General features: G+C 50.8%; 15 protein-coding genes. 5 read left to right on the plus strand and 10 right to left on the minus strand.

Annotated features, from left to right (window positions below):
- Window positions 1-10: 10 nt before the first annotated feature.
- Both ansP and pqqU read left to right on the plus strand, forming a co-directional pair.
- Window positions 11-1,465, plus strand: a complete 1,455-nt coding sequence (ansP, locus tag AB1E22_RS21270; protein ID WP_367597206.1) for an L-asparagine permease — start codon at window positions 11-13, stop codon at window positions 1,463-1,465.
- A 277-nt stretch (window positions 1,466-1,742) separates the two neighbouring features.
- Window positions 1,743-3,863 (plus strand): TonB-dependent receptor PqqU, encoded by a 2,121-nt coding sequence (gene pqqU, locus AB1E22_RS21275; protein WP_367597207.1) that lies wholly within the window; start codon window positions 1,743-1,745, stop codon window positions 3,861-3,863.
- 68 nt (window positions 3,864-3,931) lie between these two features.
- Here the strand turns inward: pqqU and tonB are convergent, their stop codons facing one another.
- A complete protein-coding gene (gene tonB, locus AB1E22_RS21280) occupies window positions 3,932-4,657 on the minus strand; it encodes a TonB system transport protein TonB (protein WP_367597208.1) in 726 nt (241 codons plus the stop codon).
- Between the two features lie 215 nt (window positions 4,658-4,872).
- Between tonB and AB1E22_RS21285 the strand changes: the two genes are divergently transcribed.
- Window positions 4,873-5,169 carry a YciI family protein gene (locus AB1E22_RS21285; protein WP_367597209.1) on the plus strand — a complete coding sequence of 99 codons (297 nt, stop codon included), beginning with the start codon at window positions 4,873-4,875 and terminating at the stop codon, window positions 5,167-5,169.
- A 69-nt stretch (window positions 5,170-5,238) separates the two neighbouring features.
- Here AB1E22_RS21285 and AB1E22_RS21290 read toward each other — a convergent pair whose 3' ends face one another.
- The 3 genes from AB1E22_RS21290 to AB1E22_RS21300 form a co-directional block, all read right to left on the minus strand.
- Window positions 5,239-5,577, minus strand: coding sequence for a DUF1869 domain-containing protein (locus tag AB1E22_RS21290; protein ID WP_367597210.1), 339 nt, complete (start codon window positions 5,575-5,577; stop codon window positions 5,239-5,241).
- A 13-nt stretch (window positions 5,578-5,590) separates the two neighbouring features.
- Window positions 5,591-5,923, minus strand: a complete 333-nt coding sequence (locus AB1E22_RS21295) for a DUF1971 domain-containing protein (protein WP_367597211.1) — start codon at window positions 5,921-5,923, stop codon at window positions 5,591-5,593.
- A gap of 147 nt (window positions 5,924-6,070) precedes the next feature.
- Window positions 6,071-6,253, minus strand: coding sequence for a YciY family protein (locus AB1E22_RS21300; RefSeq protein WP_367597212.1), 183 nt, complete (start codon window positions 6,251-6,253; stop codon window positions 6,071-6,073).
- A 145-nt stretch (window positions 6,254-6,398) separates the two neighbouring features.
- Between AB1E22_RS21300 and cls the strand changes: the two genes are divergently transcribed.
- Both cls and AB1E22_RS21310 read left to right on the plus strand, forming a co-directional pair.
- Window positions 6,399-7,859 carry a cardiolipin synthase gene (gene cls, locus AB1E22_RS21305; protein ID WP_367597213.1) on the plus strand — a complete coding sequence of 487 codons (1,461 nt, stop codon included), beginning with the start codon at window positions 6,399-6,401 and terminating at the stop codon, window positions 7,857-7,859.
- A gap of 37 nt (window positions 7,860-7,896) precedes the next feature.
- Window positions 7,897-8,226 carry an HI1450 family dsDNA-mimic protein gene (locus tag AB1E22_RS21310; protein ID WP_034455830.1) on the plus strand — a complete coding sequence of 110 codons (330 nt, stop codon included), beginning with the start codon at window positions 7,897-7,899 and terminating at the stop codon, window positions 8,224-8,226.
- Window positions 8,227-8,251: 25 nt separating this feature from the next.
- Here AB1E22_RS21310 and AB1E22_RS21315 read toward each other — a convergent pair whose 3' ends face one another.
- From AB1E22_RS21315 to oppA, 6 genes are all read right to left on the minus strand, one after another.
- Entirely contained in the window at window positions 8,252-9,100 is an 849-nt protein-coding gene (locus AB1E22_RS21315) for an ion transporter (protein WP_367597214.1), read from the minus strand.
- Window positions 9,101-9,149: 49 nt separating this feature from the next.
- Complete coding sequence (gene oppF, locus AB1E22_RS21320; RefSeq protein ID WP_367597215.1) at window positions 9,150-10,154, minus strand: murein tripeptide/oligopeptide ABC transporter ATP-binding protein OppF; 1,005 nt, start codon at window positions 10,152-10,154, stop codon at window positions 9,150-9,152.
- Entirely contained in the window at window positions 10,151-11,164 is a 1,014-nt protein-coding gene (locus tag AB1E22_RS21325; protein ID WP_367597216.1) for an ABC transporter ATP-binding protein, read from the minus strand. Before AB1E22_RS21325 ends, oppF begins: the two co-directional genes overlap by 4 nt.
- Before the next feature lie 11 nt (window positions 11,165-11,175).
- Window positions 11,176-12,084 (minus strand): oligopeptide ABC transporter permease OppC, encoded by a 909-nt coding sequence (gene oppC / locus AB1E22_RS21330; RefSeq protein ID WP_367597426.1) that lies wholly within the window; start codon window positions 12,082-12,084, stop codon window positions 11,176-11,178.
- A gap of 17 nt (window positions 12,085-12,101) precedes the next feature.
- Window positions 12,102-13,022, minus strand: coding sequence for an oligopeptide ABC transporter permease OppB (oppB, locus tag AB1E22_RS21335; RefSeq protein ID WP_367597217.1), 921 nt, complete (start codon window positions 13,020-13,022; stop codon window positions 12,102-12,104).
- An 84-nt stretch (window positions 13,023-13,106) separates the two neighbouring features.
- Window positions 13,107-14,738: an oligopeptide ABC transporter substrate-binding protein OppA gene (gene oppA / locus AB1E22_RS21340; protein ID WP_367597218.1), complete on the minus strand. Its 1,632-nt coding sequence runs from the start codon at window positions 14,736-14,738 to the stop codon at window positions 13,107-13,109.
- Between the last annotated feature and the right edge of the window lie 685 nt (window positions 14,739-15,423).

The raw sequence follows: 15,423 nt of genomic DNA on the forward strand, positions 1-15,423 counted from the left end.
CAGGGTGAACATGAACACAACACAAACAACGGAAGCGGAAAAGCACGCGGCTAAACGGCGCTGGCTGAACTCGCATGATTCCGGCTATCACAAGGCAATGGGTAATCGCCAGGTGCAGATGATTGCCATCGGCGGCGCGATTGGTACCGGTCTGTTTCTCGGCGCGGGTGCGCGTTTGCAAATGGCTGGCCCCGCGTTAGCACTGGTATATCTGGTGTGTGGGATCTTCTCTTTCTTTATTTTGCGTGCGCTGGGTGAACTGGTGCTTCATCGCCCTTCGAGCGGCAGTTTTGTCTCTTATGCGCGTGAGTTTCTCGGGGAAAAAGCCTCTTATGTTGCAGGCTGGATGTACTTCGTAAACTGGGCCATGACGGGGATTGTCGACATCACTGCCGTCGCGCTTTATATGCACTACTGGGGCGCGTTCGGGGATGTTCCACAATGGGTGTTCGCGCTGTGCGCGCTCGGCATTGTCGGCACCATGAATATGATTGGCGTGAAATGGTTCGCCGAAATGGAATTCTGGTTCGCGTTGATCAAAGTGCTGGCGATCGTCGCGTTTTTAATCGTGGGCACGGTGTTCCTCGGCAGTGGCAAAATGCTCGATGGCAACGCGACGGGCTTCCATTTAATCACCGATAACGGCGGGTTTTTCCCTCACGGATTATTGCCGGCGCTGGTGCTTATTCAGGGCGTGGTATTTGCTTTTGCCTCTATAGAACTTGTTGGCACCGCCGCGGGCGAATGTAAAGACCCGCAGACCATGGTGCCAAAAGCGATCAACAGCATTATCTGGCGTATCGGCCTGTTTTACGTCGGTTCCGTGGTGTTGCTGGTGTTATTACTGCCGTGGACGGCGTATCAGGCGGGGCAAAGTCCGTTTGTGACGTTTTTCTCTAAACTGGGCGTGCCCTATATCGGCGACATCATGAATATGGTTGTGCTGACCGCGGCGCTTTCCAGCCTGAACTCCGGCCTCTATTCCACCGGGCGTATTTTACGCTCTATGTCGATGGGTGGCTCGGCACCTAAATTCATGTCGAAAATGAGCAAGCAACAGGTCCCTTATGCCGGGATTCTGGTTACGCTGGGCATTTATGTGATTGGCGTCCTGCTGAACTACCTGGTTCCTTCGCAGGTATTTGAAATTGTGCTTAACGTTGCCTCGCTTGGCATTATCTCATCCTGGGCATTTATCATGGTTTGCCAGATGCGTTTGCGCAAAGCGATTAAAGAAGGCAAAGCGGCAGACGTGAGCTTTAAGCTGCCCGGTGCGCCGTTTACATCATGGCTGACTCTGCTATTTTTATTAAGCGTGCTGGTTTTGATGGCGTTCGATTATCCAAATGGGACGTATACCATTGCTTCCATCCCGCTGATTGCCGTTATTCTCGTTCTGGGCTGGTTTGGCACACGCAAACGCGTGCATGAACTTGCACATCGAGTTGATGACGCTCAGCCGTAAGTTATTCGCTGTTATTGATATGCGGTGAGGAATGACGAAAGCGTCACACCATCCATGCAACAACGTATTTTGTAGGTTGGGTAAGCGCAGCGCCACCCGACGTTAACATTAAGTTCTGGACAACATTAAGGGCAGAAAGCAATCTTTCTGCCCTTCTTACGCTTTAGTAGCATTTTTAACACTTTTCAAACATTCATCACAAGTATTAACATACACACTTGAATGTTCCAGATGGTTCGTCCGGAACGTAAAATGCGCCTACCAGTGAAAATGTCTGATGAAAATTGTGCAAAATGGAAAACTCACCCTTCCGCTTCTTTTAGCGCCGGCTCTCTCGTCATTCGCCCTTCCCCTTCTCGCGGCGGAAGAGACGATGGTTGTCACCGCAACGCCCGGTACCATCTCTGAGCTGGATACTCCCGCTGCCGTCAGTGTTCTTAACGGCGACGAGATGCGCCAGGCCGCACCGCGGGTGAATCTTTCCGAAAGCCTGAGCAGCGTGCCGGGGCTGCAAGTCCAGAATCGCCAGAACTATGCACAAGATTTACAGCTTTCGGTTCGTGGATTTGGGTCACGTTCAACTTACGGTGTGCGTGGTGTGCGCATGTATGTGGACGGGATTCCCGCCACCATGCCCGACGGCCAGGGCCAAACCTCCAATATCGATTTGAACAGTGTTGAAAGCGTGGAAGTTTTACGCGGCCCTTTCTCTGCTTTATATGGCAACGCATCAGGCGGCGTGGTGAACGTCAGCACAACAACCGGCATGCAGCCGCCAACGTTTGAAGCCAGCAGTTATTACGGCAGTTTCGGAAGCTGGCGCAACAGCGTTAAAGCGACAGGAGCAACCGGTGACGGCACGCAGGCGGGCGATGTCGATTACGCCATTTCCGCTTCTCGCTTTACTACGCATGGTTATCGGGAACATAGCAGCGCACAAAAAAACCTCGGCAATGCAAAACTCGGCGTACGCCTTAACGAGGCGAGTAAGTTAACTCTGCTGCTTAATAGCGTTGATATTGATGCCAACGATCCCGGCGGTTTAACCGAGCAGGAGTGGCGCGATAATCCCACTCAGGCCCCGCGCGCCAATCAATACAACACGCGTAAAACCACCAAACAGACTCAGGCTGGTCTGCGCTACGAGCGCCAGTTAACGGCCAACGACGATCTTAGTGTTATGACCTATGCGGGCGTGCGTGAAACCACTCAGTACCAGTCAATTCCCGTAGCTCCACAGTTAAACCCCACGCATCCGGGCGGGGTTATCGAACTAACTCGCCACTATCAGGGGATCGATTCGCGCTGGACGCACCGTGGCAATTTGCTTGCGGTACCCGTGACATTTACCACTGGGCTTGATTACGAAACGATGTCGGAAAAACGCAAAGGTTTTGAAAACTTTGTTGTGGAGAACGGAACAAACGTCCTGGGAGAGAAAGGCTCTCTGCGTCGTGACGAACGTAACCTGATGTGGAACGTCGATCCCTATCTGCAAACGGCGTGGCAGTTCACCGATAAACTCAGTCTTGATGCAGGCGTGCGTTTTAGCTCGGTCTATTTTGACTCCAACGATGAGTACATCACGCCGGCAAACGGCGATGACAGCGGTGAGGCGAGCTACCATAAATGGTTGCCTGCGGCAGCGCTGAAATACGCAATAAATGATGCATGGAATGTTTATGCCTCTGCTGGGCGAGGCTTTGAAACGCCGACTATCAACGAGCTTTCATACCGGGATAACGGCCAGTCCGGCCTGAATTTCGGCTTAAAACCGTCCACCAGCGATACCGTCGAAATCGGGAGCAAAACGCGCGTCGGCAATAGCTTATTTACCGCAGCGCTGTTCCAGACCGATACCGACGATGAGATTGTCGCCGACCAAAGCAGCGGCGGGCGCACTACATATAAAAACGCCGGAGAAACCCGTCGACGGGGTGTAGAGCTTTCAGCGGATAGTCAGTTGGGTTACGACTGGCGGGTAAAAATGGCCTGGACGTATCTGGACGCCACTTATCGCAGTAACGCCTGCGGGGATGAGAATTGCGAAGGCAATCGCATTCCAGGCATCGCGCGAAATATGGGTTATGCCGCACTTGAGTATGCTCCCCCGGAAGGTTTTTATGCGGGCGCGGATGTACGTTATATGAGTGATATTCAAGCCAACGATGAGAATACCGCTCAGGCTCCGTCCTACACGGTCGCCTCGCTGAACAGCGGCTACAAACTGCGAATTGAGGAACGCTGGATGCTGGATGTTTGGGGGCGCGTGGACAATTTATTCGACCGCGAGTATGTGGGGTCCGTTATCGTGAACGAAGGCAATGGCCGCTACTTTGAACCCGCGCCAGGACGCAACTACGGCGTGGGTGTGAATTTGAGTTACACGTTTATGTAGGCATTTCAGTCGCCAACAAAAAACGGAACCGATGGGGTTCCGTTTTTTTATTGTAGCAAGGAGTCTGATTACTCCATGGTTGCGCCGCCGTTGAGCTTGAACACAACGTTGACAATCAAACCCTGGCCAGGTTTACCGCTTTCGTAACGCCATTTTTTCATCGCCAACTTCACTTCACGCTCAAACATATTTGCCGGTTGGGCGGAAAGCACCGTCACGTTGCTCACGCTACCGTTTGCATCTACGTCAAACTTCACACGAACCTTGCCTTCAATGCGTAACGCATGCGCACGGGCTGGATACTGCGGCGAGTTACGGTTAAGCGCGCGCGGCCCGGTAGCAACAGGCGCGGCTGAGGCCACCGGTGCAGTTTTAGCAACGGGAGTCGGACGCACAGGTGCCGTGTTTGCTACGGGAGCGGCAGGACGCGTCTCAACGGGTTTAACTTCCCGCTTAGGCTGCTCCACCTTTTTCACCGGCTTCGGTTTTGGCTTAGGTTTCGGCTCTGGCTTGTGAATGACAACCGGCGCTTCTTTCGGCGGCTCGGGAATCGGTTCAGGCTCAGGTTCCGCAACGGGTTCAGGCGGTGGTTGCACAACTTCTGGCTGCGGTGGCTCAAGCTCAGCCGGCGTTACCATCGTCACGCTGATAGGCTGTGCCGGGGCTGGCAACTCAACAACCTGATGATGTACCGAGGTATAGAGCACCCCCGCAACTACAGCACCATGCAGCACGACAGAGAGTGCTGTCGACCACGGGAAGCGGCGAGGTAAATCAAGGGTCATTGACGTCATAATGGCTTAGGTCTCTTAAACAGGCGTCAATTTTAAATGCAAATAGCAATCATATTCAACAACGCATCGTATAAAGTCGCTTTTTTTCCTCCAGTGCGCTGGATTTTCCCTCATTCACCTCGTTGATTTAACATCTTGTTTATCTTTCAATTGCAGTCTTAGCTCCATTCACTTACCGTATTTTACATACCTCATATCAATAAGGAGTGCTGCACGTGCTGTATGTCATTTATGCGGAAGATAATGCCGACTCTCTCGAAAAGCGGCAGGCAGTGCGCCCTGCTCACCTGGCACGTTTACAGCTTTTGCGCGACGAAGGCCGTCTGTTAACGGCGGGCCCAATGCCTGCGGTAGACAGTAACGATCCGGGGGTGGCGGGTTTTACCGGCTCAACGGTGATTGCAGAGTTTAACTCACTGGAAGAGGCTCAGGCGTGGGCTGAAGCCGATCCTTATATTGCAGCAGGCGTTTATAAGCAGGTGGCGATCAAGCCATACAAAAAAGTATTTTGATTCGATAAATAAAAAAATCCCGCATTCACAAAATGCGGGATTTTTTTACACAATCAGGCTTGTAAGACCTTACCAGCCACAAACATTGTTATCTTCATCAGTATCATAACCACGGATGATATTAATCAGGTCTTTTAGCGCATCAGCCGAAACCATCGGGTCTTCCAGCTCTGAGAGGCTTGAAAAGTGCTTATCCACCGACACGCCATTATTTTTATTGGTTACCGTCAGCGTAAAACCTTTGCTGTTGGTTTGCGCATCAGCAAGCTCATTGACTAATCTCTTTATTACGCCAACAGCGTTATCAGGAATATATAAAGCCATCGGTTTCAGGTGAATCACTTCTGCCGTCTGTTTGCTTTCACATTGAGTCAGGGCGATTGAATATCCTTTATTTTCAGCTGTCATTTTTCCGTCTGCCTTAATCTTCTAAAAGAATTTGAGGATCAACATAAAAGTCCACATTGAAAATCGTGTCGTCAGACAACGCTTCAATTCTGTGCCATTTTTCAGGTGGGAATACGCCAAACTGCCCCGCCTCAATGGTGAGGGTTTCTACAGGCTCAGGGCTGGTTTCATCGGCATAACCGTAGTAACGAATTGTTCCCTGCATTACACACAGGCGTGGGTAAACGCCCTGACGCGTGCCTGCATCCAGATGACGTTGCCAGATTGAAGCGGGAGCGGTTTCTTTTGTCCAGAAGGGGGTGGTGCGAGTATGAATGTAGTTTTGCGGTATATGAATGCGTTGCATTTTACGACCTTGTACTGTCTTTCGCGACCACCGTTCAGGAAAGCCAGTGGTGCAGGAGTTGATGTTGCATATCATATACCTCTTTAAAAGCGGCAGTAAACTCTGTATTTAAAAACAATAATGGGCACCGCAAGCGGTGCCCTATCATTACGACGCCCATTGATCGTGAATAGCAAACAGCAAGCAATTACGTTGGCGGTTTGCCAGGCACTTTCTGATGGCGTGAATACGCATGTTGCGGCGTGACTGACCTTCCAGCCAACGCGATCTGCGCCGTTGTGTCTGACGAAGCATACGCCACCGCCCGACCTCAGTTCTACTACGCCTCATTTTTACGACTCGGATTGCATGTAAGACGCGCCATTATAGAGCCTTCTTACCGCCAGACCAGTCGTTTTACGATTAGTTTTAGTGTCAACCTCTGGCAGTTGTGCGTAAACTCAAAAGCATACGGTTTCTAAAGGATTTTTGAACTATGACAACCTTCTATACAGTCGTGAGCTGGCTGATAATTTTAGGTTACTGGCTAGTAATAGCCGGCGTGACGTTACGAATATTAATGAAACGTCGCGCAGTTCCGTCAGCCATGGCATGGCTTCTGATTATCTATATTCTCCCTTTGGTGGGCATCATCGCCTATCTTTCGTTCGGCGAACTGCATTTGGGGAAGCGCCGCGCGGAGCGTGCTCGCGCTATGTGGCCTTCCACCGCGAAATGGCTCAACGATCTTAAAAGCTGTAAACATATTTTTGCCGAAGAAAATAGCGAAGTGGCAACGTCTCTCTTCCAGCTATGCGAGCGCCGCCAGGGGATTGGCGGTGTTAAAGGCAATCAGTTGCAGTTGCTCACCACGTCCGATGAAACGATGCACGCTTTGATTCGTGATATTCAACTGGCGCGCCACAACATCGAGATGGTGTTTTACATCTGGCAGCCCGGCGGGCTTGCCGATCAGGTTGCGGAATCGCTAATGGCCGCAGCGCGTCGGGGAATCCACTGCCGATTAATGCTGGATTCTGCGGGGAGCGTCGCGTTCTTCCGCAGCCCGTGGGCCAACATGATGCGCAATGCTGGCGTAGAAGTGGTTGAAGCGCTCAAAGTTAATTTGATGCGTGTGTTCCTGCGTCGCATGGATTTACGCCAGCACCGCAAAATGGTGATGATCGATAATTACATCGCGTATACCGGCAGTATGAATCTTGTCGATCCGCGTTTCTTTAAACAGGATGCAGGCGTTGGGCAGTGGGTCGATTTAATGGCGCGTATGGAAGGCCCGGTTGCCACCGCAATGGGGATTGTTTATTCCTGTGACTGGGAAATAGAAACCGGTAAACGCATTTTACCCCCCGCGCCTGACGCGAATATCATGCCGTTTGAAGAAGCCACCGGGCACACCATTCACACGATTGCATCCGGCCCCGGTTTCCCGGAAGATCTCATTCACCAGGCGCTGCTGACCTCCGTTTACGCCGCCCGTGAATATTTGATTATGACCACGCCCTACTTCGTGCCTAGTGATGATTTGCTTCATGCGATTTGTACCGCCGCGCAACGTGGCGTTGACGTGAGTATTATTATTCCGCGCAAGAATGATTCGCTTCTGGTGGGCTGGGCAAGTCGCGCATTCTTCACCGAACTGCTGGCGGCTGGGGTGAAGATTTATCAGTTCGAAGGCGGGCTTTTGCATACCAAGAGCGTACTGGTTGACGGGCAGCTTAGCCTGGTCGGGACCGTGAACCTGGATATGCGCAGCCTGTGGCTCAATTTTGAGATAACCCTGGTTATTGATGATTCCGGTTTTGCCAGCGATCTCGCCGCGGTACAAGACGATTATATCTCCCGTTCACGGCTGGTTGACCTGCGTTTGTGGGTAAAACGTCCACTCTGGCAGCGTGTGGTCGAGCGACTGTTTTACTTCTTTAGCCCGTTGCTGTAAAACGTGGCGCATTAGCACTCGATAAGTGGAAATAGACATGGAAATGGATCTGAATAACCGCCTGACAGAAGATGAAACTCTCGAGCAGGCTTATGACATTTTTCTGGAGCTGGCGGTCGATAATCTCGATCCGGCAGATGTGATTTTGTTTAACCTGCAATTTGAAGAACGTGGCGGCGCCGAGCTGTTTGACCCGGCTGAAGACTGGCAGGAGCATGTGGATTTCGACCTGAACCCTGACTTCTTCGCAGAAGTGGTTATTGGCCTTGCCGATACCGACGGCGGTGAAATCAATGACATCTTTGCTCGCGTACTGTTATGCCGCGAAAAAGATCACAAGCTCTGCCATATCCTCTGGCGCGAATAAGCATTACCGCGCGGTTTACGCCGCGCTACTTCTCACCGATCCCCGGTAGTTTGGCCCCGCACGACTTACAAAAATGCGCGTTAGGTTCGTGGTCCTGCTGATGGCAATGCGGGCATTTTCGCTCCAGCCGTTTACGCTGTAATTCCGCCGTCATCTGCGCGGTTAAAATCCCGGTTGGAATGGCGATAACCGAGTAGCCAATCAGGATTAACAGCGAAGCAACCAGCCGCCCTAACGGCGTGTGCGGGGTAATATCGCCGTAACCGACCGTTGCAACCGTCACCACCGCCCAATAAACACTCACCCCAAGGCTTGTGAAACCATTCACCGCACCTTCAATGCCGTACATCATTGCGCCAGCCGTCACTAAAACAATGGCGATAAACGCATAGAAGAGGATCAGTTGATGACGCGCATTCACCACGGCTCGCCATAAACTGTTCAGCGCGGGCATTAAACGTAGCAACTTCAGAATGCGTAATACCCGAATGGCGCGCATCGCTCGCCAGGCAAAGAAGTAGTGAATGGCAAGTTCTGGCCATAGCCACAAAACATAGAGCGGCAAAATCGTTGCCAGATCAATAAAACCCCAGAAGCTGAAGACATAGCGCACCGGCTGAGGCCAGGTCAGCACGCGCAACAGATATTCGACGGTGAAAACCAGGGTAAAGCCAATTTCGATGGCGATAAACAAGCGCCACTGCGTGGGCGTGAAGGTAACCTGGCTCCCGATACTGGATTCGATAAATACAGTGATGACGCTGAGCAACGCCAGCAAGCCCCATAACACCTCAGAGCGGCGCCCAGAGCGGGTACGTTGGTCGAATAAAACGTGATAGAGCGATTGTCGTAAGTGGTAATGTTTCCCTTTCACTGGTGCCTCGCCTGTAAAAAAGGGCTGGCATCATGCCAGCCCTTCGCGATTATAGCGGGTCTACCTTGAGACAGGAAACGGCATGCCGGAAACTGCCCTCCAGTACCGGACGTGTTTTCGCACATTCCGGCCCGGCAATCGGGCAGCGCGTACGGAATACGCAGCCTGACGGCGGGTTAATCGGCGAGGGTAATTCCCCTTCCAGAAGCTGAATAACTTTGTTCTTTTCCAGATCCGGGTCGGGAATTGGCACCGCCGACATCAATGCTTTGGTGTAAGGGTGCAGCGGGTTGTGGTACACCTCGTCATAGGTGCCCAATTCAACCGCATGGCCCAGATACATCACCAGAACACGATCGGAAATGTGTTTCACCACGGCAAGATCGTGCGCGATGAAAATCAGCGAAAGCCCCATTTCACGTTGCAGTTTTTGCAGCAGGTTGACCACCTGAGCCTGGATTGAAACATCCAGCGCTGAAACGGGCTCATCACAAATAATCAGTTTTGGCTCAAGGATTAACGCGCGGGCAATTCCGATACGCTGGCATTGGCCGCCTGAGAACTCGTGAGGATAACGGTTGATAAGGTTCGGCAGCAGGCCAACTTTCATCATCATCGCTTTTACGCGATCACGAACTTCCTGACGCGGCATTTTCGGATGATAAGTGCGCAGCGGCTCCGCGATAATATCGCCGATGTTCATACGCGGGTTTAATGACGCCAGCGGGTCCTGGAAAATCATCTGGATATCGCTGCGCACGTTGCGCCACTCTTCCTGATTCATGCCCAGCAAATCTTTCCCCAACCACGCCACGCGGCCTTCGGTCGCTTTTACCAGGCCGATGATGGCACGAGCAAACGTCGATTTTCCGCAGCCAGATTCCCCGACAACACCCAGCGTTTCGCCTTCATATAAGCGCAGCGTGACTCCATCAACCGCTTTCAGGGTTTTGGACGGCTGCCAGAACCACTGTTTGCCGTCTTTGATATCAAAGTGCACTTTGAGGTCGGCAATTTCTAAGAGAACTTTTTTCTCTTCTGTTACGGCGTTCATACCAACTCCTCCACTGGCTTAAAGCAGGCGCGCAGGCGGCCTTCACCAAATCGTTCCAGCGGCGGTGCCGTATTGCAGATTTCCATCGCGTGCGGACAGCGCGGCTGGAAAGGACACCCCTTAGGCAAGCGCAGCAGGTTTGGCGGGTTACCTGGAATTGTTAGCAGGGATTCGCCTTCCGCATCAAGACGCGGAACCGCGTTAAGCAGGCCGATTGAATACGGGTGCACCGGGTTATAAAACACATCCCGAGCCTGACCATATTCCATAGTGCGCCCGGCGTACATCACCAGGACTTTGTCGCAGATCCCCGCAACAACGCCCAGATCGTGGGTGATCATGATAATGGCGGTATTAAACTCACGTTTAAGCTCGTTTAGCAGCGTCATGATTTGCGCCTGAACGGTTACGTCCAGCGCAGTGGTCGGCTCATCGGCAATCAGCAGTTTCGGACGACAAAGCAGTGCCATGGCAATCATCACGCGCTGGCGCATACCGCCGGAAAACTCATGCGGGTACATGCGCATCCGCTTGCGTGCTTCGGGCATTTTAACCGCATCAAGCATGCGAACAGACTCTTCAAACGCTTCCGCTTTGCCCAATTTTTTGTGCAGCATCAGCACTTCCATCAACTGCTCCCCGACACGCATGTACGGGTTCAGGGAGGTCATTGGATCCTGGAAAATCATTGAGATTTGTTCCGCACGCAGGCGGTTTAGCTGGTTCTCCGGCAGGTTAAGAATTTCTTTGCCGTTGAATTTAGCCGAGCCACCGATACGGCCATTGGCCGCCAGCAGGCCCATCAGAGCAAACGCGGTTTGCGATTTACCGGAGCCGGACTCACCCACGATGCCCAGTGTTTCACCGGCTCGCAGGCTGAAATTCAGATCGTTGACCGCAGTAACATCACCGTCTGGCGTACCGAAGGTGACGCGCAGATCTTTTACGTCTAACAACGTAGAAGTCTGGCTCAGTGGAGTAACCACCGCAGGATTTTCAATTGTGCTCATCGCGGCACTCCTTAACGATCTTTCGGGTCGAGGGCATCACGCAAGCCATCGCCGATAAAGTTGAAACAGAACAAGGTGATGACCAGGAAGCCTGCCGGGAACATCAGCAGCCACGGTGAAACTTCCATGGAGTTCGCGCCATCGCTTAGTAATGCCCCCCAGCTGCTCAACGGCTCTTGCGTACCCAGGCCGAGGAAGCTCAGGAAGGATTCGAACAGAATCATGCTTGGCACCAGCAGCGAAGCGTAAACCACCACCACGCCCAGTACGTTTGGCACAATGTGACGAACCACAATATTGGCGGTAGAGACCCCACCAACCTGAGCGGCTTCGATGAACTCTTTACGTTTCAGGCTCAACGTTTGACCGCGCACGATACGCGCCATATCCAGCCAGGAAACCATCCCGATGGCGACAAAAATCAGCAGGATGTTTTGCCCAAAGAAGGTCACCAGCAAAATAACGAAGAACATAAACGGGAAGGAGTTGAGGATTTCCAGCAAACGCATCATCACGGAGTCGGTTTTGCCACCCAGATAGCCCGCAAGGGATCCGTATAATGTGCCAACGATAACAGCAACTAAGGCCGCCGCAACGCCGACCATCAATGAGATACGGCCCCCGATAGCCACACGAACCAGCAGGTCGCGGCCAGAGGAGTCCGTGCCAAAGTAGTGACCGGATTCCATATCCGGTGCCGCCGACATCATTCCCCAGTCGGTGTCAAAATAACTGAACTGCGACAGCATAGGGGCGAAGGTGACAAACAGTGCGATAAGCGCCAGAACCAACAGGCTGGCAACCGCGGCACGGTTATGCATAAAACGGCGACGCGCATCCTGCCAGAGGCTACGGCCTTCTACTTCCAGTTTTTCACTGAAGTTTTCCAGCGCCTCGCTGTTTTTCTTACTACTCAACATCATAGCGAGCTCCAGTATCAGTAACGGATTTTCGGATCGATGACGGCGTACAACACATCAACAATCGCATTGAAAAGGATAGTCAGAGCGCCAACCAGAATAGTCAGACTCAGCACCAGAGAGTAGTCACGGTTCAGTGCACCGTTAACAAACAGTTGACCAATTCCTGGTAATCCATAAATGGTTTCAATAACCATTGAACCGGTAATGATACCGACGAACGCCGGGCCCAGATAAGAGAGAACCGGTAACAGCGCAGGTTTCAGCGCGTGGCGCAAAATAATGCGACGCATCGGCAGACCTTTGGCGCGGGCGGTACGGATGAAGTTTGAGTGCAGAACTTCAATCATAGAGCCACGGGTAATACGCGCAATACTGGCGATATACGCCAATGAAAGTGCCACCATCGGCAAAATCATGTATTGCGGTGCACCGCCGTTCCACCCGCCGCCGGGTAACCATTTAAGCGTGATAGCAAATATCAAAACGAGTAACGGCGCGACCACGAAACTGGGGATAACGACCCCGGTCATGGCTATCCCCATTACGGCATAATCCCATTTGGTATTTTGATTCAGCGCGGCAATAACCCCAGCTAAAACACCCAGCACCACAGCAAAAATAAATGCTGCTGCGCCTAATTTAGCGGAGACAGGGAAGCTTGAGGCCACCAGATCGTTTACTGAATAATCTTTATATTTAAATGACGGACCAAAATCGCCGTGGGCAAGTTGTTTCAGGTAACTGAAATATTGCGTGGAGATGGGGTCGTTTAAATGATACTTCGCTTCAATATTCGCCATAACTTCTGGCGGAAGCGCACGTTCACCGGTAAAAGGACTGCCCGGTGCCAAACGCATCATAAAGAATGAAATCGTTATTAGAATAAAGAGTGTCGGAATTGCTTCCAGACAACGACGTAGAATAAATTTCAACATTGCCCGTACCTTCTGGCTTGTGCCTATGTGTGCGATTAAATAAGACACGATGGGGTAAGGTTAACCCTACCCCACGAATTGCCATTAATGTTTGATGATGTACAGGTCTCTCACGTACACGTTATCCATTGGGTCTTTACCGGTGTAGCCACCTACCCATGGTTTAACCAGACGGGCATTCACATAGTAATAAACCGGAACAATCACGGAGTCTTTATCAAGCTGTTGTTCGGCTTTGTCATACAACGCGCTGCGCTGAGCTTCATCCGACACTTTCAGCGTATCAGCGATGATTTTATCGAACGCTTCGCTCTTATAATGAGAAGTGTTGTTTGAGCTGTTGGACAGCATAGTGTTCAGGAAGGAGGTCGGTTCGTTGTAGTCCGCACACCAGCCCGCACGCGCAACATCAAAGTTTCCTTGATGGCGGGTATCGAGGAAGGTTTTCCACTCCTGGTTTTCCAGCTTCACGTTCACACCCAGGTTTTTCTGCCAGATAGAAGAAACCGCAATCGCCAGTTTCTTATGCAGATCAGAGGTGTTGTACAGCAGGTCGAAGGTCAGCGGCTTGTCTTTGGTGTAGCCCGCTTCTGCCAGCAATTTCTTAGCTTCTTCGTTACGTTTTTCTTGCGTCCAGCCAAACCATTCAGGTTTAGTCAGTTTTGCACCGTCAGTATAAGGAGGGGTATAGCCGTAAGCCGGCAGGTCGCCCTGGTTTTTCACTTTGTTGACGATGATGTCACGATCCAGGCCCAGCTTCAGAGCGGCACGTACGCGTGGATCGTTGAATGGCGCTTTCTGATTGTTGATTTCGTAATAGTAAGTACACAGATACGGATCAACGTGAACTTCTTGTGGGATCTCTTTTTTCAGCTTCTGGAACAATTCAATCGGCATGTTGTTATACGTCATGTCGATTTCACCGCTGCGGTAACGGTTAACATCCGTCACTTCAGAAGAGATTGGCAGATAGGTCACTTCATTAATAATGGTTTTGCCATTATTCCAGTAATTAGTATTACGCTCGAGCACAATACGTTCGTTAACGACCCAATTTTTCAGCTTATAGGCACCGTTAGAAACGATATTTGCAGGCTGAGTCCACTTATCACCAAATTTCTCAACCACCGCTTTTGGTACCGGTGACATGGAAGAGTGAACAAGCAGTTTATAGAAATAAGGAACCGGTTCGGTCAGCGTAACTTCCAGAGTGTGGTCATCAATCGCTTTTACACCCAGCTCGGAAGGCTTTTTCTTACCGGCAATAATGTCATCGATATTCGCGATGTGGCCATATTGCAGATAGCTTTCATACGGGGAAGCGGTATTTGGATCAGCCAGACGCTGCCAGCTATAGACGAAATCTTGCGCGGTAACCGGCTCGCCGTTGGACCACTTCGCGTCTTTACGTAAATGGAATGTCCAGACTTTAAAGTCTTTGTTATCCCATTTTTCGGCAACGCCCGCCGATGGATGGCCTTGCAGATCGGTCACCAGCAGGCCTTCAAACAGGTCGCGGTTAACGTTGGATTCCGGAACACCTTCAATTTTGTGCGGGTCCAGAGACTGAACTTCTGAACCGTTATTACGAACCAGCGTTTGCTTCTCAGCCAGTTGAACACCTGCAGGAACTTCGGCCGCCATGGCAACGTTTCCAGCAATTAGCGCGGTTAAAATGCTTGCTGCTACCAGACTTTTTTTTGTGATGATGGACATTGTGTTGATACTCCACTCATTATAATTACCGACCCGAAAGCCAGCCTCTTCCCCTTGGGGTTCCTTAACAATGCAAGAGCGTTATGCGACTGCCAGGATTTACTTCTGTCTTACTTGCTATCACCGACTTTATTTGGGGGATGCTCTTTTTGGCACCCTGCTCCGTCGATTCTTAATCAACCTACCCTGTTCTCAGGTTGATTTAATGAGTCATCTGTAAATGAAACGTTTATCAGATAATTGTGTTGTCCGGAAAGTATCAAAAGCCTCTGATCCCCGCCAATACAATTTGCAAATTTGTTAACCATTTCTCTTTAATCTTTGCTAACCACTCTTAGGCGAGAAAGAAAATCAGTGCTATTTATCGGTTTAACCCGTTAAAAATAAAAGAGAAACTAGCAAGTCCTAGGTTGTTCATCTTGTCACATCACAGCAGGATACTGTGATTCACATAAAATTAACAATTGATTATTTTTTAGCACATTCATCTGCAATATAGCTTGATTAACTAATATCATCTCAATAAAGCCGCAGCAAGCATCATTGTGTAGTGTGAGTTAAATAACTTAGCAATTGTGAGTTTTATGTACAGATGCATGGGGGTATAGCCGCTAATATGCGGTTTCCAAAGCATTTTCTTATGAAAGATTTTTTTATGAACAGAACAAAATGTTCGTAAAACAAT

The sequence above is a fragment of the Buttiauxella gaviniae genome (assembly GCF_040786275.1).
Classification (GTDB): Bacteria; Pseudomonadota; Gammaproteobacteria; order Enterobacterales; family Enterobacteriaceae; genus Buttiauxella; species Buttiauxella gaviniae_A.

Bases quoted from the DNA above. Each gene is read 5' to 3' on its own strand.
- ansP (WP_367597206.1), top strand. From the start codon at position 11: ATGAACACAACACAAACAACGGAAGCGGAAAAGCACGCGGCTAAACGG.
- pqqU (WP_367597207.1), top strand. From the start codon at position 1,743: ATGAAAATTGTGCAAAATGGAAAACTCACCCTTCCGCTTCTTTTAGCG.
- tonB (WP_367597208.1), bottom strand. From the start codon at position 4,657: ATGACGTCAATGACCCTTGATTTACCTCGCCGCTTCCCGTGGTCGACA.
- AB1E22_RS21290 (WP_367597210.1), bottom strand. From the start codon at position 5,577: ATGACAGCTGAAAATAAAGGATATTCAATCGCCCTGACTCAATGTGAA.
- AB1E22_RS21295 (WP_367597211.1), bottom strand. From the start codon at position 5,923: ATGCAACGCATTCATATACCGCAAAACTACATTCATACTCGCACCACC.
- AB1E22_RS21300 (WP_367597212.1), bottom strand. From the start codon at position 6,253: ATGAGGCGTAGTAGAACTGAGGTCGGGCGGTGGCGTATGCTTCGTCAG.
- cls (WP_367597213.1), top strand. From the start codon at position 6,399: ATGACAACCTTCTATACAGTCGTGAGCTGGCTGATAATTTTAGGTTAC.
- AB1E22_RS21310 (WP_034455830.1), top strand. From the start codon at position 7,897: ATGGAAATGGATCTGAATAACCGCCTGACAGAAGATGAAACTCTCGAG.
- oppF (WP_367597215.1), bottom strand. From the start codon at position 10,154: ATGAACGCCGTAACAGAAGAGAAAAAAGTTCTCTTAGAAATTGCCGAC.
- AB1E22_RS21325 (WP_367597216.1), bottom strand. From the start codon at position 11,164: ATGAGCACAATTGAAAATCCTGCGGTGGTTACTCCACTGAGCCAGACT.
- oppC (WP_367597426.1), bottom strand. From the start codon at position 12,084: ATGTTGAGTAGTAAGAAAAACAGCGAGGCGCTGGAAAACTTCAGTGAA.
- oppB (WP_367597217.1), bottom strand. From the start codon at position 13,022: ATGTTGAAATTTATTCTACGTCGTTGTCTGGAAGCAATTCCGACACTC.
- oppA (WP_367597218.1), bottom strand. From the start codon at position 14,738: ATGTCCATCATCACAAAAAAAAGTCTGGTAGCAGCAAGCATTTTAACC.